The 19,322-nt window shown below is 67.0% G+C and carries 17 protein-coding genes and 1 pseudogene; 11 read left to right on the forward strand and 7 right to left on the reverse strand.

What is annotated here, in order from left to right; all coding sequences use genetic code 11:
* Positions 1 to 21: 21 nt before the first annotated feature.
* Both speB and BLA15945_RS21580 read right to left on the reverse strand, forming a co-directional pair.
* A complete protein-coding gene (gene speB, locus BLA15945_RS21575) occupies positions 22 to 972 on the reverse strand; it encodes an agmatinase (protein ID WP_059237785.1) in 951 nt (316 codons plus the stop codon).
* A gap of 168 nt (positions 973 to 1,140) precedes the next feature.
* A complete protein-coding gene (locus BLA15945_RS21580; RefSeq protein WP_059237784.1) occupies positions 1,141 to 2,025 on the reverse strand; it encodes a helix-turn-helix transcriptional regulator in 885 nt (294 codons plus the stop codon).
* 196 nt (positions 2,026 to 2,221) lie between these two features.
* Between BLA15945_RS21580 and BLA15945_RS21585 the strand changes: the two genes are divergently transcribed.
* From BLA15945_RS21585 to BLA15945_RS21600, 4 genes are all read left to right on the forward strand, one after another.
* Positions 2,222 to 2,566, forward strand: a complete 345-nt coding sequence (locus BLA15945_RS21585) for a cupin domain-containing protein (protein ID WP_048249140.1) — start codon at positions 2,222 to 2,224, stop codon at positions 2,564 to 2,566.
* An 84-nt stretch (positions 2,567 to 2,650) separates the two neighbouring features.
* Positions 2,651 to 4,111: an NAD(P)/FAD-dependent oxidoreductase gene (locus tag BLA15945_RS21590; protein ID WP_174993315.1), complete on the forward strand. Its 1,461-nt coding sequence runs from the start codon at positions 2,651 to 2,653 to the stop codon at positions 4,109 to 4,111.
* Positions 4,112 to 4,198: 87 nt separating this feature from the next.
* Positions 4,199 to 5,389, forward strand: a complete 1,191-nt coding sequence (locus BLA15945_RS21595) for an MFS transporter (RefSeq protein WP_174993316.1) — start codon at positions 4,199 to 4,201, stop codon at positions 5,387 to 5,389.
* A 131-nt stretch (positions 5,390 to 5,520) separates the two neighbouring features.
* On the forward strand, positions 5,521 to 6,441 hold the full coding sequence (locus BLA15945_RS21600; RefSeq protein ID WP_059237781.1) for a LysR family transcriptional regulator: 921 nt from the start codon (positions 5,521 to 5,523) through the stop codon (positions 6,439 to 6,441).
* Positions 6,442 to 6,458: 17 nt separating this feature from the next.
* On the opposite strand, the gene BLA15945_RS21605 is transcribed toward BLA15945_RS21600, so the two are convergent.
* The gene (locus BLA15945_RS21605; protein WP_059237780.1) at positions 6,459 to 7,289 is read right to left on the reverse strand and encodes a helix-turn-helix transcriptional regulator; all 831 of its coding nucleotides are present in this window, start codon (positions 7,287 to 7,289) and stop codon (positions 6,459 to 6,461) included.
* 238 nt (positions 7,290 to 7,527) lie between these two features.
* Here BLA15945_RS21605 and BLA15945_RS21610 point away from each other — a divergent pair, with 238 nt between their 5' ends.
* The 4 genes from BLA15945_RS21610 (at position 7,528) to BLA15945_RS21625 (ending at position 13,420) form a co-directional block, all read left to right on the forward strand.
* On the forward strand, positions 7,528 to 9,252 hold the full coding sequence (locus BLA15945_RS21610) for an amidohydrolase (protein ID WP_174993317.1): 1,725 nt from the start codon (positions 7,528 to 7,530) through the stop codon (positions 9,250 to 9,252).
* A 212-nt stretch (positions 9,253 to 9,464) separates the two neighbouring features.
* Entirely contained in the window at positions 9,465 to 10,580 is a 1,116-nt protein-coding gene (locus BLA15945_RS21615) for a polyamine ABC transporter substrate-binding protein (protein ID WP_059237778.1), read from the forward strand.
* 97 nt (positions 10,581 to 10,677) lie between these two features.
* Positions 10,678 to 12,258, forward strand: coding sequence for a DUF3138 family protein (locus BLA15945_RS21620; RefSeq protein WP_174993318.1), 1,581 nt, complete (start codon positions 10,678 to 10,680; stop codon positions 12,256 to 12,258).
* 85 nt (positions 12,259 to 12,343) lie between these two features.
* A complete protein-coding gene (locus tag BLA15945_RS21625; RefSeq protein ID WP_174993319.1) occupies positions 12,344 to 13,420 on the forward strand; it encodes a C45 family autoproteolytic acyltransferase/hydolase in 1,077 nt (358 codons plus the stop codon).
* A 57-nt stretch (positions 13,421 to 13,477) separates the two neighbouring features.
* Here BLA15945_RS21625 and BLA15945_RS21630 read toward each other — a convergent pair.
* From BLA15945_RS21630 to BLA15945_RS21645, 4 genes and pseudogenes are all read right to left on the reverse strand, one after another.
* Positions 13,478 to 14,849: pseudogene (locus BLA15945_RS21630) on the reverse strand (MFS transporter).
* 181 nt (positions 14,850 to 15,030) lie between these two features.
* The gene (locus tag BLA15945_RS21635; protein ID WP_174993320.1) at positions 15,031 to 15,894 is read right to left on the reverse strand and encodes an SH3 domain-containing protein; all 864 of its coding nucleotides are present in this window, start codon (positions 15,892 to 15,894) and stop codon (positions 15,031 to 15,033) included.
* Positions 15,895 to 15,908: 14 nt separating this feature from the next.
* A complete protein-coding gene (locus BLA15945_RS21640) occupies positions 15,909 to 16,277 on the reverse strand; it encodes a hypothetical protein (RefSeq protein WP_059237774.1) in 369 nt (122 codons plus the stop codon).
* A 23-nt stretch (positions 16,278 to 16,300) separates the two neighbouring features.
* Positions 16,301 to 16,696: a winged helix-turn-helix transcriptional regulator gene (locus BLA15945_RS21645; protein ID WP_174993321.1), complete on the reverse strand. Its 396-nt coding sequence runs from the start codon at positions 16,694 to 16,696 to the stop codon at positions 16,301 to 16,303.
* 136 nt (positions 16,697 to 16,832) lie between these two features.
* Here BLA15945_RS21645 and BLA15945_RS21650 point away from each other — a divergent pair, with 136 nt between their 5' ends.
* The 3 genes from BLA15945_RS21650 (at position 16,833) to BLA15945_RS21660 (ending at position 19,322) form a co-directional block, all read left to right on the forward strand.
* Positions 16,833 to 17,465 (forward strand): glutathione S-transferase C-terminal domain-containing protein, encoded by a 633-nt coding sequence (locus BLA15945_RS21650; RefSeq protein ID WP_174993322.1) that lies wholly within the window; start codon positions 16,833 to 16,835, stop codon positions 17,463 to 17,465.
* A gap of 86 nt (positions 17,466 to 17,551) precedes the next feature.
* Positions 17,552 to 17,938, forward strand: a complete 387-nt coding sequence (locus BLA15945_RS21655) for a hypothetical protein (RefSeq protein WP_059237771.1) — start codon at positions 17,552 to 17,554, stop codon at positions 17,936 to 17,938.
* A 91-nt stretch (positions 17,939 to 18,029) separates the two neighbouring features.
* A complete protein-coding gene (locus tag BLA15945_RS21660; protein ID WP_174993323.1) occupies positions 18,030 to 19,322 on the forward strand; it encodes a TolC family protein in 1,293 nt (430 codons plus the stop codon).

A 19,322-nucleotide genomic window follows, 5' to 3' on the forward strand; every position in this document is an offset into this window, starting at 1 on the left:
AGGGGCATCCTGTCGATCGGGTTAGCGGTAGGCGACGCCCGGCATCACGCAGAGCATCTCGAATGCGAGGTTCGCGCCGGTGAGCGCGGTCGTGCCGGTCGGGTCGTACGGCGGCGACACTTCGACGAGGTCCGCGCCGACGATGTTCAGGCCCTGCATCCCGCGGATGATTTCCAGGCCCTGCTGCACGGTGAGGCCGCCGATTTCCGGCGTGCCGGTGCCGGGCGCGAACGACGGGTCGAGGCCGTCGATGTCGAAGCTCAGGTAGACCGGGGTATCGCCGACGCGTTCGCGCACCTGCGCCATCAGCGGCACGAGCGACTTGTTCCAGCATGCTTCCGCCTGCACGACGGTGAAGCCCTGCTGGCGGCACCAGTCGAAATCGTCCGCGTGATAGCCGGTGCCGCGCAGGCCGATCTGCGTGACCTTGTCGCATTGCAGCAGCCCGTCTTCCACCGCGCGGCGGAACGGCGTGCCGTGCGCGATCTTCTCGCCGAACATCGTGTCGTTCACGTCCGCATGTGCGTCGATGTGCACGACGGCGACCTTGCCGTACTTTTTATGCAGCGCGCGCAGGATCGGCCACGCGATCGTGTGATCGCCGCCGAGCGTGATCGGCCGGCAGCCGTTCGCGACGATCTCGTCGTAGGCTTCCTCGATGCGGCGCACCGAGTCTTTCAGGTCGTACGGATTGGTCGCGACGTCGCCGATGTCGGCCACCTGCAGCGAATCGAACGGCGCGGCGCGCGTGGCCATGTTGTACGGGCGCAGCAGCACGGATTCGGTGCGGATCTGGCGCGGGCCGAAGCGCGAGCCCGAGCGGTTCGACGTGCCGAGGTCGAGCGGCACGCCGACGAAACACACGTCGAGGCCGTCGGTCGTCGCGGCCTGCGGCAGCCGCATCATCGTGGCGATGCCGCCAAAGCGCGGCATGTCGTTGCCGCCCATCGGTTGATTGAGTTCGCGGGGCATGGGGCCGTCTCCTTTATCTGAGGTAAAGCGATCGGCCGATGGTAGAGGAGAACGCCTGCGCGAAGATTTTGAAGTCGCAACGTTTACATCGACGGGTCTCGATGCGAGTGGCGCCGCCGCATCGACACGGCGCAACCGAAGGCGGCCGTGCGGCCGGTCCCGGCCGGGTCAGCCGGAGATGACCGGCGGCGTGGCGCCGTCGTGCGATCCGGCGCAAGGAAACGCGGTGGCGGCCGAACCCCACGCGGCGAGTTCGCGTTTGGTCCGCACGCCGAGCTTCGCGAACGCGCGCTTCACGTACGACTCGGCCGATGCGACGCGCACGCCGAGAATCCCGGCGGTTTCCGGCACGGTCTTGCCGGAGATCAGGTGCTTGCAGGTTTCGTATTCGCGTTTCGACAGCTTCACGCCGTCGGCTGCGATGCGCGCGTCGAACTGCGCGAGCGGATGGACTTCCGGTGTCGGATGCGCGACGCGTCGCACGGCGGTGGTCGACGCGTGCAGTTCGAGCAGCGGGAACAGCACGTCGCTGATGCTGCGGAAGCGGTTCATCTCGGCGAGCGTGAACGGCGGCCGGTCGCGGCCGCGTTCCAGCGCGATCGAATGCTGCGAATAGCGCGTGCCGCGCGCGAGCACGCATTCATGGCCGATATGGACGTCGTCGAACAGTCGCTGGCGGAATTCGCCGGGCGGGATCGCCGCGATGTCGCGCACGACGAGCATCGTGCCCGTCTTGCCGCGCAGCCCCGCGAACAGCGGGTCGCTGTCGAGAAAGCGCTCGTAGTAGAGCGTCATCACGTCGGAGATTTCGGTGGATTCGGTGCCGATGCCGCTGCTGCCGATCCATTCGCAGCGGTAGCCGGTAGGCATCGTGCCGTCGACGCGCGAGCGTTCGACGTGCGCGACGTCGAGCGGCACGACGTCGTTCAGCAGTTGCGTGAGGCGCGGCACGAAGTGCGGCGTGCCGACCGTCTCGATCAGCTCGCCCAGCGCCTTGAACGACACGTTGAAGCGGTCGTTGTCGCGATGGAAGGGGTTCACGTTGAGCAGCATGCGGTCCCCCGGTGAAAAGCGGCGCGATTGTAGCGTTCGAGGCCGGAAACGTCATTAGGGGGAAACACCGTCGGTTGTCCTGCCGACCCGTTTGCCCTGCAAAACATCGCTTGTCCCCCCCGGAGGGGGGCATACCGGGGCAGTGTAAATGAGTAACTTTGTCTCTGCTTTTTCAATCAAGAGACGAACGATTCTGATGACCAAACTGATCAAGGACATCCTGCCGCTGGGCGCAGGCGTGGGCGAATTCACGAAGCTCGACTTCGGGATGGACGAAAGCGACTGGCGCGCAGCCGAAGGCAAGAGCGGCAACTACATCATCGGCTGGTGGGAAGGCAAGGTCGGCTCGGTGGAGTTTCCGGAAACGGCGGCCGACGAAGCGGTATGGCTCGTCGAGGGCCGGATCGCGCTGACCGACGTCGAAGGCAACCGCAAGGAATTCACGCCGGGCCAGGGCTACCTGCTGCCGGCCGGATTCGCGGGCCGCTGGGAGACGATCGAGGACGCGAAGAAGTTCTACGTGCTGCTCGAGAAGTCGTGATGTCCGAAGCCGCCGCCGTGGCGTCGTCGTCCGTGTGACGCGAACCCGGCGGCGGTTTCGTTTCCGCGTGTGATGGCTGGGATCATGGAAATGGAAGTCAACGAAGCAAAACAGACCGCGCCGGTGCAGGCGCACGCGCTGTGTGGCGCGCCGGTCGCGCTGGGCGTCGAGGCGGCGCTCGCGAATACGAAGCTGTTCCCGTACTGGCTCGACAATCCGGCCGAGCCGGCCACCGAGCCGGAACTCGTCGGCGACGTGACGGCCGACCTGCTGATCGTCGGCGGCGGCTTCACGGGGCTGTGGTCGGCCGTGCAGGCGAAGGAACAGATGCCGCACCTGAACGTGGTGCTGATCGAGGCCGGCAAGGTCGCGCACGGCGCATCGGGCCGCGCGGGCGGGATCATCTCGACGTCGGTGATGCACGGGCTGCCGAACGCGGTACGCGTGTTCCCGAACGACATCGCGGAGCTCGAGACGTTCGGCCATCACAACCTCGATGGCTTCGAGGAAACGCTGAAGCGTTACGACATCGACGCCGACATCGAATGGAACGGCGAGATGACGGTCGCGGTCGATCCCGAGCACATCGCGCACCTGAAGGGCGACTACGACCTGCATCGCGAGTACGGCCACGACGTCGTGCTGCTGAATCGCGACGAAACCCTCGAACAACTGAATTCGCCGCTGTTCGCGGGCGCGCTGTGGTCGCGCAACCGCAGCGGCATCGTGCATCCGGCGAAGCTCGCGTGGGGGTTGAAGCGTGCGGCGCTGTCGCTCGGCGTGACGCTGTACGAGCACACGCCGCTCACGGCCGTGACCGACGAAGGCAGCACGGTGTTCGTGAAGACGCCGAAGGGCAGCGTGCGCGCGCCGCGCGTCGTGTTCGGCAGCGGCACCGCTAAAGTAGGGATTCCCGATATCAACCGCCGCGTGATGCAGGTGCGCGACCACGTGCTCGCCACCGAGCCGCTGACCGACGAGCAACTCGCGCGGATCGGCTGGCAGAACCGCCAGGGCGTGTACGACACGCGTACGCAGCTCAACTATTTCCGGCTGACGAAGAACAACAACATCATCTTCGGCGGCCTCGTCAGCTATCACTTCGACGGCGATCCGGAACCGCACCAGGACGGCCGGCGCGAAACCTACTACCGGCTCGCGGAAGCGTTCTACCGCACGTTCCCGCAACTGAGCGACGTGCGCTTCTCGCATGCGTGGGGCGGCCCGATCGACTATTGCTCGCGCGGCTCGGTGTTCGCGAAGCGCTATCTCGGCGACAAGGCCGTATTCGTCGCCGGCTATACGGGCTTCGGCGTCGCGGCGAGCCGGTTCGGCGCGTTCATGGGGCTGAACATCCTGTTCGACCGCGACAGCCCCGAGCGCAAGCTCGACATCGCGAACCAGAGCCCGAGCTACATCCCGCCGGAGCCGATGCGCTGGGTCGCCGCGAAGATCACGTTCCATGCGTTCGACGGCGCGGATGCCGAAGGCGGCTGGAAACGCGCGTGGATCAGCGGCCTCAAGGCGATGGGCTTCCCGATGTAAGCGACACGGCGGCCCGGGCCGGGCCGCCGCCATACCAAGCTCCCCTGAGGAGACGGTCCGCGTTGCGGACACGGAGAGAGACAGCGAATGAATGGTTTGAATCTGCAGGATGAAGCGCGACAGGAAAGCGCGCTATTCGTCGTCGTGATGCTGTTGCTCGGCATTCTCGGGCCGACGGTCTTTCTCGGCCTGCCCGCGATCGTCGGGCAGGTCGAACGCCATTGGGGCTTCGGCGAAGCGGCGCTCGGGCTGTCGAGCTTCATCGAGGTGCTCGGCGAATCGACGGGCACGCTGCTCGTCGCGTTCGTGCTCGGCCGCCAGCCGGTGCGGCTCGTGCTCGCGGGCGCGGTGACGCTCGCCGCCGGCGCGAACCTCGGCACGCTCGCGACGCACGGGCTCGTCGCGTATTCGACGTTGCAGTTCATCGCGGGCGTCGGCTCGGGCGGGCTCAACGGCATCGCGCTGCGCTACCTGTCGTACTCGCGCGCGCCGGAACGCAATCTCGGGATCATGCTGATGGGGCAGGTGATGTGGAGCATGGTGCTGCTCGCCTACATCTTCCCGATGCTGAGCGGCACGTGGGGCGCGCACGGCGTGTTCGGTTTCGTCGCGTGCGTGCTCGGCATGTTCGTGCTCGCGACGCCGCTGTTTCGCCGTGGCGAGACGATGGCCGCGCCGACGCCGGCCGGCGTGGCGGGCAAGATCGACCGCAAGGGCGCGATGCTCGTGCTGTGCGCGCAGCTCGCGCTGTACGGCGGCGTCGGCGTCGTGTGGACCTTCCTCGAAAAGATCGGCACCGATGCGGGCCTGAGCGGCAAGTCGGTGTCGCTCGTGCTCGGCGTCGCGAACATCGCGAGCCTCGTGATTTGCGCGGCGATGCCGAAGCTCGGCGCGGGCGCGGGATTGCGCCGCTGGACGCTCGTGAACCTCGGCGGCTGCGCCGTTGCGGCGGTGCTGCTCGCGATGCCGGCATCGGTCGCGACGTTCACGCTCGGCGCGATCGTGTTCATCGGCTGCTGGACCGGCGGCGCGCTGCTGATCTACGCGACGATTCCGCAGTACGACCTGATCGGCAAGTCGGCCGCGCTGTCGCCGGGCTGCGTCGCGCTAGGCTATGGCGTGGGGTCGGTCGCGGGCGGCTCGCTGATCGAAAGCGCGGGCACGCAGTCGGCGCTGATCGCGGCGATCGTGTTGTGCGCGGTGGCGTTCCTTTGCTACGGGCGGCTGCGGCCGGCCGTGTTCGGCATGGAGCGCACGCTCGCGGTGGTATCGGAGTGAAGGGGTTGCGACGCGCGCCGCTGCCGATGGCGGCGCGTGTCCAGTTCGGTTCATCGGCGAAGGCGGCGGGCGGGGCGCGCGAAGTGCGTCGTGCCGGCCGGGCAACGCGCGTACGCGCAGCGGCTTGACGCATGTTTTCGAATACCTCCGATCTCGATCTCCGGCTCATCCGGGTCTTCCTGGCCGTCGTCGACGCACGCGGCATCACGGCCGCCGAGGCATCGCTCGGCGTGCGGCAATCGACGATCAGCACGCAGCTGTCGGCGCTCGAAGCGCGCGTCGGCTTCAAGCTGTGCGATCGCGGGCGCGGCGGGTTTCGCCTGACGTCGAAGGGTGAACGCTTCGCGGCCACCGCACGCACGCTCGTCGCGGCGACGTCCGAATTCGTCGCGCGTGTGCGCGACATCGATCGCAAGCTGGTCGGCACGCTGTCGATCGGATTGATCGGCCAGGCGCCGCTCGTCGAGAACGCGCGCGTGGCCGATGCGATCGGCGCGTTCCGCAAGCGCGACCAGGCCGTCACGTTCTCGATGAAGGTCGCGTCGCCGCAGGAGCTCGAGGAAAGCCTCGTCAACCACCAGCTCGATCTCGCGATCGGCTATTTCTGGCATCGCGTGCCGGGCCTGCTCTACACGCCGCTGTTCACCGAACAGCAGGTGATCTACTGCGGGCGCGGGCATCCGCTGTTTCATGCCTCGCGGCCCGTGACGGCGGACGACCTGCAGCTTCACGACTGGGTGTGGCGCACCTACCCGGTGCCGGAGGAACAGTATCCGCTGCCGGAGCGGCGCGTGACCGCGAGCGCGGACAGCATCGAGGCCGCGACGATCCTGATCCTGTCAGGCGGCCATCTCGGCTACCTGCCCGCGCATTACGCGGAGGCGTTCGAGCAGCGCGGGCTCGTGAAGGCCGTCGGCCGCACGACGTTCAGCTTCGACGTGCCGCTGCATCTCGCGATGAAGCGCAGCACGAGCGACAAGCCGATCGTCGATGCGTTCTGCGAGGACTTGCTGCGCGCGTTCAACATCAAGGCGGCCGCGCTGGCCGCATAAGCACGCAGGCGGCGCGCTCAGCAGTCGACGAGCACCCAGTCGAACAGTTCGCGGCGCGTGCGCACGCCGAGCTTCGCGAACGCGCGCTTCACGTACGACTCGGCCGTCGACAGCTTCACGTCGAGCTGCTGCGCGGCCTCGGGCACCGAGCGCCCGCACAGCATCAGCCGGCAGATCTCGTGCTCGCGGCGCGACAGCTGCACGTCCTGCCGTTCGAGGCGTGCGTCGAAGCTCGCCTGCGATTCGACATTCACCGACACCGCCGCGACGCGCCGCGCCGCACAGGTGCGTGCATGCAGCTCGAACATCGGGAACAGCAGATCGACCATCTGGCGGAAGTGGAACAGCTCGTCGGTCGTGAACGCGGCGCGCCCGACGGTGCGCGCGAGCCCGAGCGCGTACTGCAGGTGCGCATTGCCGTGCACGAGCAGGCATTCCTGCCCGATGCCGGGTTCGTCGAAGATCCGCCGGCGGAACTCGCCTTGCGCGATGCCGTCGACATGGCGCTGCACGAGCAGCGTGCCGGCCTTGCCGCGCAGCGGCGCAACCAGCGGGTCGCTCTGGCAGTAGTCCTGGTAGTAGACATCCATCACACGCAGCGTATCGGCCGCGAAGCGCAGGCTGCCGCTGCCGAGCCATTCGACGACGAAGCCCGACGTGCTGCCCGTGTCCGCGCGCCAGCGTTCGAGGTGCACGGCGTCGGCGTCGATGCTGTCGTTGACGAATTCCGTGACCGCGCCGACGAAATCCGGCGTGCCGACCGCGCGTAACGTCGCGCCGAGCGAGTCGGGGCGCACGCCGATCAGGTAGTGGCCGCGGGCGGCAGGGTCGGGCTGGAGAAGTCGCATGATCGGGCGGGGGCGGTCTGGGGACAGCGCGACGTTACGCGAACGCCGCGCATGCGTCAGCCGGGAATTCACCGGATCCACCCCGCGGATTTCGGCCGTTGTCCCCAAAACGATGACAAGCCGCTGCATGCGGCGGCCAGAAATCGCCGAAGCCCCCTCGGCGGGGGGGCATACCGGTGCGAATCGTCTGCCTATAGTGAAAGCACTTCGAAAACCTGATGACCACAAAGGACAGGCAATGCAGATTCAACCGACGCAGGCCGCCGCGACGCCGGCGGATTTCGTTCTGACCAACGCGAAGGTCTACACCGTCGATCCGCACAAGCCGTGGGCGCAGGCCGTGGCCGTGCGCGACGGCCGGATCGTCCACGTCGGCGATACGGCAGCCGTGCAGGCGTACGTCGGCGCGCAGACGAAGGTCGTCGATGCGGCCGGCCGGCTTGTGTTGCCGGGCTTCGTCGAATCGCACTGGCACTTCGAGACGACCGCGTTCGCGTTCCAGGCGTTCGTGAACTACGAGGATCCGCAGAAGGTGCTCGGTGCGCTGCGCGCCTATGTCGAATCGCATCCGGACGAGCCGGCGATCACCGGCATGGGCTGGGTGCAGGCGACGATTCCGCCGTCGATGCTGCGCAAGGAGACGCTCGATGCGATCTGCGCGGATCGCCCGGTGTGCCTGCTGTCGACCGATTTCCATTCGATGTGGGTGAACTCGAAGGCGCTCGAGATTGCGGGTATCGACGCGTCGACGCCGCCGGTGCAGGAAGGCGCGAGCTGGTTCGAGAAGGACGCGGCGACCGGCGAGCCGACCGGCCTGATCGTCGACGGCGCCGCGTATTCGCTGCTGATGCAGCGGATCAGCGCGGCCGGCCTGCTGCCGACCGGCATCGACCTGTACCTGAAATCGATTCCGCCGTGGCAGAAGAAGCTGTGCGCGGCCGGCGTGACGACCGTGTTCGATGCCGGTTTCTTCGACCCGAGCGGCGATCAGTCGCTGCTGTACGAGACGCTGCAGACGATGGAGCGCGCGGGCGACCTGAAGCTGCGCGTGGTCGGCAGCGTCGCGGTGATCGGCGAGATCGAAGACCCGGTCGGCACGCTCGTCCGGTATCGCGAGCAGTACGATTCGCCGCTCGTGAAGGCGCGCGCGCTGAAGCTGTTCCTCGACGGCACCGAGGCGAACCATACCGCCTACCTGCTCGAACCGTATGCGGACCGCCCCGACACCTGCGGTGCGCCGACGATGCCGGCCGACACGTTCAACCGCTATCTGGTCGAAGCCGATCGCGCGAACGCGAACGTGATGGTCCATTGCGTCGGCGACGCGGCGGTGCGGATGGCGCTCGACGGCTTCGACGAGGTCAACCGCTCGAACCCGCCGCGCGACCGCCGCCACGTGATCACGCACGCGTTCCTCACGCATCCGGACGACATCCCGCGCTTCCGTCGCGCGGGCGTGATGGCGAACACGCAGCTGCAGTGGGGCGTGGTCGACGCGTATACCGAGCAGCTGCGCGACCACTACGGCTACGAGCGCTGGAGCAACATGTACAAGTTCCGCACGTTCCTCGACGAAGGCGTGACGGTGTCGATCGGCATGGACGGCCTGGCGTGCCAGTGCCGCTGCCAGCACAAGCCGCTCGAACACATCGAGTCGGGCCACACGCGCCAGCTCGCGGGCGAGCCCGACGCGCCGGTGTTCCCGGACATCGCCGAGCGTCTGAGCATTCCGCAGTTGATCGCCGCGTACACGATTCACGGCGCGTACCAGCTCGGGATGGAGCACGAGGTCGGCTCGCTGACGCCGGGCAAGCGCGCGGATCTCGTCGTGCTCGAGCACGACCTGTTCGAGGTCGGCCAGTACGACATCGGCCGCATCGACGTCGGGTTGACGATGATGGGCGGCCGCATCACGCACGTGGGCGACGCGTTCGGTGCGCGCACGGGGATGCAGGCGTCCTGACCGGGCATCGCGGCTGACGAAGCGGTGACGGATGCTTTCGGATTGCTTCCGTTTTCGCGGCACGGCGCATCCGGCCGGAACCGGATGCGCCGATTGTGCGGCGTGTCCCCCTATTGGCAGGGCAGACCGGCCAATTTCCTCTGGCTACATTTTTCCGGACCGAAGCACACCCCGTTCATCGCGAACGGATCATGATATCGACGGAGGAAGACATGGCAGGGGACTGGAAACATCATCTGAGGACGGCATGCGCGGCGCTCGCGCTGGGCGGGTTCGCCTGCGCGGGCACGCCGGTCGCGCACGCGGCAGACGTCGTCAACGTGTACAACTGGGGCAACTCGATCGGCAAGGCGACGATCGCGAACTTCGAGAAGGCGACCGGCATCAAGGTCGTCTACCAGGAGTTCGATTCGAACGAGACGCTGCAGGCGAAGCTGCTGTCGGGCACGTCGGGCTACGACGTCGTCGTGCCGTCCGACATCTTCTGGGCGCGGCAGCTGCAGGCCGGCATCTATCGCAAGATCGACAGGAGCCAGGTGCCGAACTACGGGCTGCTCGATCCGGAAATCATGAAGGTGCTGTCGAAGGACGACCCGGGAAACCAGTTCGGCATTCCGTGGACGTGGGGCACCGACGGGCTCGGGATGAACGTCGAGAAGGTGAAGGCTGCGCTCGGCAGCGACGCACCGCTCGACAGCTGGTCGCTGCTGTTCGATCCGAAGTACGCGAAGAAGCTGAAGAGCTGCGGCGTGTCGGTGCTCGACTCGCCGGTCGATGCGTTCGGGATGGCGTTCGTGTACCTGAAGAAGGATCCGAACACGACGAATCCGGCCGACTACCAGGCCGCCTATGACCTGCTGAAGACGGTGCGGCCGTACATCACGCAGTTCAACTCGAGCAGCTACATCAACGATCTCGCGGGCGGCGACATCTGCCTCGCGCTTGGCTGGTCGGGCGACGTGAACTCCGCGCGGATCGCGGCCGCTGCCGCGAAGAAGTCGTATCACATCAAGTACGTGATCCCGACCGAGGGCAGCGCGATGTGGTTCGACATGATGGCGATCCCGAAGGATGCGCCGCATCCGGACGCCGCGCTGAAGTTCGTGAACTTCGTGCTGTCGGAGAAGGAGAGCGCGAACCTGACCAACGACACGTCGTATCCGTCGGCCGTGCCGTCGTCGAGGCACCTCGTGCGCGCTGAAGTGACGAGTGATCCGGCCGTGTTCCCGCCTGCCGACGTGATCCGCAAGCTCAGCCTCAGCAAGCCGGTTCCGCCCGAGCTGATGCGTCTGCAGAACCGTCTCTGGACGAAGCTGAAGACCGAGTAAGCCGGCCGCCGTTCCCCGCACTCCCGCATACCTTACGCGCGCCCCGCCGCCGATCGCGGCGGGCGGGGGCGCGCTCGTCCCGACGACCACCCAGAACATGAAAATCAAACACATGACGATGCTGTGCCTGCTCGCGTTCGAAGCGGCTTCGGCAGTCGCACATACGCCGCAGGCAACCGATGCGAGCAGGATGAAGGCGCTGCAGGCGCAGGTCACCGCGCTGCAGCAGCAGGTGAACGAGCTTCGCGCGAGCATGCTGGCCGCGAAGCCGGCCGGCACCGTAACGACGGCCGATGCCGCATCGGGCAGCGCGAAGATCGGCACGATCAACACGGCAGCGGCCGCCGCGCCGGCAGCCGATGCCGCGCCGGCGTTCACGAACGACGACCTGCAGCAGATGCGCGAGCAGATCGCGAACGCATCGCTGAAGGTCGACTCGCTGCAGGAGGCCGCGACGACCGGCCCGCTCGCGGGCCTGAGCATCACCGGCTACGTCGATCCCGTGTACCTGTTCAACCGCGCGCAGCGCACGTCCGGCTTCCAGTTCCTGAATCACGATCCGGGCGCGTACGACTACTACAACAGCACGATCGGCGACGTCTACCTCGATATCAAGAAGACCTTCGGCGTCGGCCCGATGGCGCCGTCCGCGGAGATCGTGATCCAGCCGAACCGTGGCTTCGGCAACGTGTTCAGCAATTCGCACGGCGGCGTCGGCAACAACATCGTCACGCAGGCGCAGGTGAACGTGCCGCTCAGCACGACGCGTACGTTCGAGATCGGCATGATGCCGAGCCTCGCGGGCTACGAGGTGCAGCCGTCGAACCAGATGCTCACGCTGACGCACGGGCTGCTGTACGACTTCAGCGAGCCGGGCAACCTGATCGGCATCGGGCTGAAGGGCTCCAACGCGGCGATGACGCGCTTCTGGCAGGTCGTGATCGGCAACGAGGTGCTGCGCACGGCCGGCGCGATCGCGAACGCGGCAAACAACACGACCAAGACCAACTGGACGCCGACGATCACCGCGCGTTTCGACAATGCGACGTCGACGGCGTTCGACTTCGGCATCTCCGGGATGCTCGGCCGGCAGTCGCTGTTCTCGCCGTGTGCGGCGGCGGGCGGCTACGGCTACCAGTGTAACGGTTCGTCGCCGACCGGCCTCTACAAGTATGTGGAAGCCGACATGACCTATACGCACGACAAGACCCAGGTCAACGCGCAGGTCGACTACGGCGAGCTGCAGAAGGGCGCCTGGAACGGCGGCACCGCGCGCTGGTACGGGATGTCGCTGCTCGGCCATACGAAGTGGACGACGTCGTGGGTCGGCCGCATGGGCGCGACACTGCGCTTCGACTACCTGAACAACACGTCGAACGGCGGCGGCGGCACGAACATCCAGTACGGGCTCGCGGGCGGCAACCCGTCGGTGAACGGCACGAGCGGCTTCGGCGTCGATCCGTCGTGTTTCCAGGGTTCGGCGACGAATGGCACCGAATGCAAGGGCGCGCAGCGCTATGCGATCACGGCCGACCTGTTGTTCTATCCGACGCAACAGATTACCGTGAAGGTCGAATACCGCCACGACGCGGCGAACCATCCGGTGTTCCTGAAGAACAACGGCACGTACTCGCGCAGCAACGACCTCGCCGGGATGCAGTTCATCTACTCGTTCTGACGACGGGCGCGCCGATTTTTTCGTACCACGAAACATGCTTCGGGCCGTTCGGGCCCGGAGCGCATTCGACACAGGAGGTTTGATCTTGAAGCTGCACACATTCGCGACCGACATCACCGATCCGCGCGAGCGGGGTCGCCTGATCGGCGCGCGCTTCGCGCCGGAGATCCGCGAGACGGTCGCGCTGTATCTCGCGTTCTTTCCGAAGCTCGGCATCGAGCCGCAGCGGGCGCGGGAGATCGGCGAAGCGAGCCTGGCCGCGCTCGACGCATGGTGCCCGCGCCTCGCCGCCGAAGTCGAGGCGATCGCCGATGGCGTCGACCTGCCGCGCTGGCAGCTCGCGTGCCTGAATGCGCGCACCGAGATTCTCGCGACCGCACCGGCGTCGGCCGAAGGCGAATGCTCGACGACCGTCTACGCGCCGGCCGGCCCGGATGCGCCGCGCACGCTGCAGACGTGGGACTGGCACGACAGCCTCGCGCCGCGGGGGGTGCTGATGCAGTTCGTGACGCCGCAGGGCCGCACGGTCAAGCTGTTCACCGAATTCGGGATGCTCGCGAAGCTCGGCGTGAACAGCGCGGGGCTCGGGCTGCATTTCAACATCCTGCATCACGCAAGCGACAACGACAGCGCGGGCGTGCCCGTGCACGCGATCGCGCGGCGCCTGCTCGAGGATGCGACGACGGTGCAGGAGGCGATCGACATCGCGCGCACGGCGCGCGTGAGCGCATCGACGGTGCTGACGGTGTTCACGCGGCACGACGCGAACCCGCGCGCGGCGAGCATCGAGCTGAGCCCGTCGGGTGTCGGTGTGGTCGTGCCGCGCCCGGACGGCTGGCTGCTGCATACGAACCACTTCCTCGATCGCGCGTTGAGCGGCGGCGAGTGCATGCCCGACAGCTCGACCACGCGCGAGCGCTTCGCGCACCTGAACGCGGTCGTGACGGGGATGACGAGCGCCGATGTGCGCGAACGCGCGGCGGCGATGTGCGGTGCGGCCGGCGACGCGGCCATCGTGTGTTTCCACCCGGATTTGTCGATGCCCGACACCGAACGCTGGGAAACGCTGCTGACCGTCGGCATCGATACCGATGCGTGTGCGCTCGACTATGCGGCCGGCAATCCGCACGACCTTTCGCGTGACGGGTTCACGCGGTTCTGACGCGGCACGCGGGAAGAGGTATAGGAGGGCGGCCCATCTGGGCCGCCCTCGTGATGCTTATGCGTCGATGCGCTCGACCTTGCCGACGAGCAACCCGTATGACAGGCTGCCCGCGAGCGCCATCGCGGCGATGTAGGTGATCGCGCGCGAGAAGTCCGCGCCGTCGACCAGCAGCCCGATCACGATCGGCGTCGCGATCGCGGACAGGTTGCCGATCAGGTTGAACACGCCGCCCGTGAGGCCGAGCAGCCGCGCGGGCGCCAGGCCGGACACGAGCGACCACGTGATCGACGCGAAGCCGTTGCCGAAGAACGCGATCGTCATGAACGCGATCACCCAGCCCGTGGACGTCACGTAGTTCGCGCCGATGATGCACGTCGAGATCAGCAACCCCGAGATGATCGGCAGCTTGCGCGCGAAGCCTTGCGAGGCGCCGCGGCGCATCAGCCAGTCCGACAGCACGCCCGAGCACAGGACGCCGACGAACGCGGCGAGAAACGGCAGCGATGCGAGGAAGCCCGACTTGATGAAGTCCATCCCGCGATACTTGACGAGGTAGGTCGGGAACCACGTGAGGAAGAACCACAGCGTCGAGTTCAGCGCGAACTGGCCCAGGTAGATCCCCCACAGCTTGCGCCGGCCGAGCACGACGCCGAGATCGCGCCACGTCGACGGTGCGCGTTCGCTGCGCGCCGCGATGCGGTCCTCGAGATCGACGATGCCGCCGCCGTCGCGGATCAGCGCGATCTCGGCCGCGTTGACGCCGCGAAACGCGCGCGGCTCGCGATACACCGCATACCAGATCGCCGCCCATGCGATGCCGGCGAGGCCCGTCGCGACAAACACCATGTGCCAGCCGAGATGGACTTGCAGCCACGCGAGCACCGGCGTGAGGAACGCGAGGCCGACGAACTGGCCCGACGTGTAGCCGCCGATCGCGTTCGCGGGTCGGGAACCACGTCGTGACCACGCGGTTGTTGATCGGGTAGGCCGGCGCTTCCAGCGCGCCAACGGCGAGACGCAACACGATCAGCCCGACGAACGAACCCGCGAAACCGAGCAGCAGCGTCGCGGCCGACCACAGCGCGAGCGCGCCCGCATACAGCACGCGCGACGACACCTTGTCGACGAGCCAGCCGCCCGGAATTTGCATCAGTGCGTAGGTCCAGCCGAACGCGGAGAACACGAGGCCCGCGCGCACCGGATCGATGTTCAGTTCCTTGAACAGCGCGGGCGCGGCGATCGACAGGTTGCTGCGGTCGAGATAGTTGATCACGACCGTGACGAACAGCAGCGCGAGGATCAGCAGGCGCTTGCGGCTGGGCTGAGCGGTTGCGGCTGTGCGGGCGGCTGAATCGGGTGCGGTACCGCCATGCGCGGTCGAGGGCTTCGGCGGGTTCGCATGGGTGCGCGACGCGGATTGGGCCACGGTTGTCTCCTGTGTTCTATGCCCGGCCGGCGCCCGCGAGCGGGGCGGCCGAATCGAATGGCGTTGGGGCGAACGTTAGAGCCGTGGAGCGAAACGCGTCAACATTTGAACAGGTATCCCTATTAATGGGATGTTGGGCGTTCAGTATGTGGGACAGGCGGCGTGCGAGCCGCATCGTGGATCAGTTGGCCATCGCTTCCTTCGCGCTGACCCAACCCTGCACGGCACCGGTGTGCGGATTGCGATACCGCACCTTCAGCCACTGGAAATCGTCGCTCGCGTCGATCACCTCCACCGTGTCGCCCGCGACGACATAGCGGCGCGTGGGCCCATCGGTCATCGCGTCGTGCAGCGGCAGGCGTGCCGGGCGCACCTTGAACGTGACCTTGCCGGCGTCATAGCCCTGCGGGCGGCGCGCCACGCGCTTGCCGTGCTCGTCGTAGGTGAGCAGCATCGACGACGGGCCCGATTCGCCGTCGAGCAGGTCGCGCAGATCCTCGGGGATCGCTTCGCTGGATTGATACAGGTACATCTTGCCGCCGGCGTCGAAGCGGTACGCATCGGTGTACCAGATCGGCCCGCCGCGGCACGAGCTGTACAGCGTGCGCTCCTTCGGCTTCGCTTCGACGTTGATCAGGTCGTCGCAACTGCCGTGCGGCATGTTCTTCGCGGGCAATTGCAACGGCTCGAACTGCTGGCGCGCGGCGTCGTACAGGTAGATGCCGTAGCTTTCGTTGACCATGCCGAGCAGCGCGTGCACGGCGAGATCGCGGTGGCCGTCGAAGTTGTAGTCGTCGGTGGCGAGGTGATAGTGGCCTTCCTCGTCGGTGGCGGTGACGTCGAGCGTCTGCGTTTTCCCGCTCGGCAGGAAGCGGACCGTGATGTGCGCGCTGTCGGCGTGCTCGACGCGGGCCGTGACGGTGTCGTCGACCTTGAACGTGAGCAGCGGCTTGGCTGCATGGGCAGCGGGGGCGATCAATGCGCAGGCTGCCGTCAGCAGTGCGGCGACGCGGAGAAGCGGGCGGAATCGCAGGGAGCGTGTCATGAGCGGGCGGCTGGTCAGCGTTGCGTGCTGTCGTCGCGATACCCGTCCTTGCCGACGAAAATCTCCTTCAGCGCGGCCCGCAGCGTGACCGGATCGTACTGGCCCGGTGCGAGATGGATGACGTAACGCGTTTGACCGTCGAGACGCGCGGCGATGCCCGGTTCGATCTCGACGTCGATCGTATCGTCCGTCAGTCGCACCGACAGATCCTTGACGCGCCAGTTGATCTGGTCGCGCACCATCACTTCGATCAGCGCGTCGTCCGGAAAGCGCGACAGCGCGAAGCAATAGTCCTGCTCCGCATCGTGACAGTAGATGTTGGCGAAGCTTTCGTCGTCGTCGAGGTCGGACGTTGCCGCGCCGACGGTAGCGTGAAGTTCCATGAACGTAGGTTCCTGCGTATGGGTTATCTGGGGTTACCGGGGCAATCGGGTTGCGTTTCGATCGCCGCTTCAGGCGTCGCGCCGGTATCGCACGTCGCATCGACATCGCGCGCCTTCAGCCACAACCCGAATTCGCGCATGACGTCGACCACCGGCCGCAGCCGGTCGCCGTCCGCGGTCAGATCGTACTCGACACGCACCGGCACTTCCGGATAGACGGTCCGCCGCACGAGCCCGGCGTCCTCCAGCGCGCGCAGGTCGAGCGTCAGCATGCGCTGCGAGATGCCCGGCATGTCGCGGCGCAGGTCGCTGAAGCGCTGCGGCCCGTCGAGCAGGTACGACACCAGCAGCAGCCGCCAGCGGCCGCCGAGCAGGCGCATCGCTTCTTCAACGGAACATCCTGTCGCACTCGTTTTCATCGTGCTGAACCCTGATCGGTAAATTTTTTGTGACTACGGCACAAACGACTGCCGTCTTCTCAGCCGTGTGCCGATGCGAGATATTAGCGCCCGCGTCGCGGCGAATCGATACATGGACCACTCACGAAGGAAACGCATGAAGCTCTATCACGCTCCCGGCAGCTGTTCACAGGCGATCTGCATCGTGCTGCGCGAAGGCGATATCGACGCGGAGATCGTCAAGGTCGACGCCCGCAAGCATGCCGTCGAAGACGGCCGCAACTTCTACGACGTGACCGAACTCGGCTACGTGCCGCTGCTCGAACTCGACGACGGCACGATGCTGCGCGAAGGGCCGGTGATCGCGCAGTATCTCGCGGACCAGCGCCCGGAAGCCGCGCTCGCACCGGCCTACGGTACGCTCGCGCGCTACCGGCTGATGGAATGGCTCAACTTCCTCGGCACCGAGATCCACAAGGGATTCATCCCGCTGCTGTATGCCGTGCAGGCGGGGAAGTACGTCGAGCCCGTCCGGCAGAAACTCGACAGCCGCTTTGCATGGATCGACCGCCAGCTCGACGGCCGGACGTTCCTGGCGGGCGACACGTTCACGGTCGCCGATGCGTACCTGTTTGCGCTCACCGGCTGGGGCAAGGCCGACTGGATGCGCTCGGTGTACCACGCGGATATCGACCTGAGCCGGCATGCGCATCTGCGCGCGTGGTACGAGCGGGTGCGCGTGCGGCCGGCCGTGCAGGCCGTGCTGGCGGCGGACAATCTGCTGCGGTAATCCGCGGTGGCGGTCATGGAGACGGCGCGTCATTCCGCCGTATCGACGCACCGCCACGCAGCAATGGGCCGCGCTATAATCGCGCCATGAAATGGCTTCGGACTTTCATCCTGCTGCTGCTGTGCGCGGTGCTGCCCATCACTGGGCTGGCAGCCAGCGGCTTGACCGGTGAATGTCCGATGCAGCACACGATGTCGATGGATTCGGACACCGGCATGAACCTGGCCATGTCCACCGGCATGAGCGACTGCGATTCGATGCAGCCGTCATCCGCCGATCACGCGAAGGCCAAAGCCAAGGGCATGGCCTGCAAGGTGACGGCCCAATGCCAGTTCGGCAGTCTCTATCACCCGGCCGCCCGCGCCGACGTCAGCCGTCCCGCTGCATTCGCCAGCACGATCGTCTTCCACTACACGCAGTCCGTCCCGGTCCGCGACCCGAGCGGGTTGTGGCGCCCTCCACGCATCAGTTGATCCCGATCTGACCGGTTCACCGCCCACGCGGTGAGGTTCGTCCTGTGCGCAGGACGTGGAATCCCTTTGGGTTCCGACTTGGGGTTACACCATGTCATTCGATTTCAGCACGCCGCACACGCGGCGTGCGTGTCGGCGCGCGCCCGTGCTGTGGGCAGCGCTGCTGGTGGCGGGCGCCGTTCACGCGCAGCAGCCACCTTTCACGCTGGACGCCGCGCTGCAGGCCGCGACCGATCATTCCGCCTCGATGCAGGCCGCGCAGGCTTCCGTGCTCGCGCGTTCCGAAGCGGCCATCAAGGCCGGCCAGTTGCCGGACCCGATGCTCAAGGCCGGCATCGACAACCTGCCGATCAACGGCGGCCAGCGCTTCACTGTCGGCCAGGATTTCATGACGATGCGCCGTATCGGCATCGAACAGGAATGGGTGTCCGGCGACAAGCGGCGGCTGCGCACGGCACTCGCCAACGAGCAGGTCGGCCGCGAACGCGCGGGCTATCTCGCGCAGCTCGCCACCGTGCGTGAGCGGACCGCGACGGCATGGCTCGACGCCGTTTACGCGAAGCAGGCGCTCGCGCTGCAGCAGGCGCTGCTCGGTCACATGAATCACGAACTCGAGGCGACGCAGGCGTCGTATCGCGGCGCGAAGGCGAGTGCGAGCGATGTCGTGCAGGCGCGCGTGATGCTCGCGCAAACGCAGGATCAGGTGCTCAAGGCACAGCAGGCGTATCGCACCGCGCTCATCGCGCTGGCCCGCTGGACGGCCGTTCCGGTGGCCGACGTGACGGGGGCGCCGCCCGCGCCCGAATCGTTCGTGTCGTCGCTGCCGCCGGACGAACTGCGCCTGTCGCAGCCGGCGCTCGTCGCGGCGGCGGACGACATCGCGGTGGCCGAAGCCGACACGGCGGTCGCGAACAGCGAGCGCAGCCCGAACTGGACGTGGGAGATCGCGTACCAGCAGCGCGGCGGCGCGTATTCGAACATGGTGTCGGTCGGCGTCTCGATCCCGCTGCCGCTCAATCGCAAGAACCGCCAGAACCGCGACGTCGCCGAGAAGGCCGCACTCGAGACGAAGGCGCGCCTGATGTACGAGGACACGCTGCGTCAGGTGCAGGCCGATATCCGCACGCAATCCGACACGCTGGCGAGCGGCCGCGAACGCATCGCGAACCTGAGCGCCGCGCTGCTGCCGGCCGCCGACCAGCGCGTGCAGCTCGCGACGGCTGCGTACCGCGCCGGTACGGGGGCGCTCGCCGATACGTTCGCCGCGCGGCGCGCGCAACTCGACGCGCAGTTGCAGGTGCTCGATCTCAGGCGCGACGTATCGCAGACCTGGGCACAGCTCGAATATCAGGTCGTGCCGTCGGCGATGGCCGCCGCGCAGTGA

The organism is Burkholderia arboris, from assembly GCF_902499125.1.
Classification (GTDB): domain Bacteria; phylum Pseudomonadota; class Gammaproteobacteria; order Burkholderiales; family Burkholderiaceae; genus Burkholderia; species Burkholderia arboris.

What these genes read in the sequence shown, in the direction of transcription:
- speB (WP_059237785.1), bottom strand. Translation starts at nt 972, where the DNA reads ATGCCCCGCGAACTCAATCAACCGATGGGCGGCAACGACATGCCGCGC.
- BLA15945_RS21580 (WP_059237784.1), bottom strand. Translation starts at nt 2,025, where the DNA reads ATGCTGCTCAACGTGAACCCCTTCCATCGCGACAACGACCGCTTCAAC.
- BLA15945_RS21585 (WP_048249140.1), top strand. Translation starts at nt 2,222, where the DNA reads ATGACCAAACTGATCAAGGACATCCTGCCGCTGGGCGCAGGCGTGGGC.
- BLA15945_RS21590 (WP_174993315.1), top strand. Translation starts at nt 2,651, where the DNA reads ATGGAAATGGAAGTCAACGAAGCAAAACAGACCGCGCCGGTGCAGGCG.
- BLA15945_RS21595 (WP_174993316.1), top strand. Translation starts at nt 4,199, where the DNA reads ATGAATGGTTTGAATCTGCAGGATGAAGCGCGACAGGAAAGCGCGCTA.
- BLA15945_RS21600 (WP_059237781.1), top strand. Translation starts at nt 5,521, where the DNA reads ATGTTTTCGAATACCTCCGATCTCGATCTCCGGCTCATCCGGGTCTTC.
- BLA15945_RS21605 (WP_059237780.1), bottom strand. Translation starts at nt 7,289, where the DNA reads ATGCGACTTCTCCAGCCCGACCCTGCCGCCCGCGGCCACTACCTGATC.
- BLA15945_RS21610 (WP_174993317.1), top strand. Translation starts at nt 7,528, where the DNA reads ATGCAGATTCAACCGACGCAGGCCGCCGCGACGCCGGCGGATTTCGTT.
- BLA15945_RS21615 (WP_059237778.1), top strand. Translation starts at nt 9,465, where the DNA reads ATGGCAGGGGACTGGAAACATCATCTGAGGACGGCATGCGCGGCGCTC.
- BLA15945_RS21620 (WP_174993318.1), top strand. Translation starts at nt 10,678, where the DNA reads ATGAAAATCAAACACATGACGATGCTGTGCCTGCTCGCGTTCGAAGCG.
- BLA15945_RS21635 (WP_174993320.1), bottom strand. Translation starts at nt 15,894, where the DNA reads ATGACACGCTCCCTGCGATTCCGCCCGCTTCTCCGCGTCGCCGCACTG.
- BLA15945_RS21640 (WP_059237774.1), bottom strand. Translation starts at nt 16,277, where the DNA reads ATGGAACTTCACGCTACCGTCGGCGCGGCAACGTCCGACCTCGACGAC.
- BLA15945_RS21645 (WP_174993321.1), bottom strand. Translation starts at nt 16,696, where the DNA reads ATGAAAACGAGTGCGACAGGATGTTCCGTTGAAGAAGCGATGCGCCTG.
- BLA15945_RS21650 (WP_174993322.1), top strand. Translation starts at nt 16,833, where the DNA reads ATGAAGCTCTATCACGCTCCCGGCAGCTGTTCACAGGCGATCTGCATC.
- BLA15945_RS21655 (WP_059237771.1), top strand. Translation starts at nt 17,552, where the DNA reads ATGAAATGGCTTCGGACTTTCATCCTGCTGCTGCTGTGCGCGGTGCTG.
- BLA15945_RS21660 (WP_174993323.1), top strand. Translation starts at nt 18,030, where the DNA reads ATGTCATTCGATTTCAGCACGCCGCACACGCGGCGTGCGTGTCGGCGC.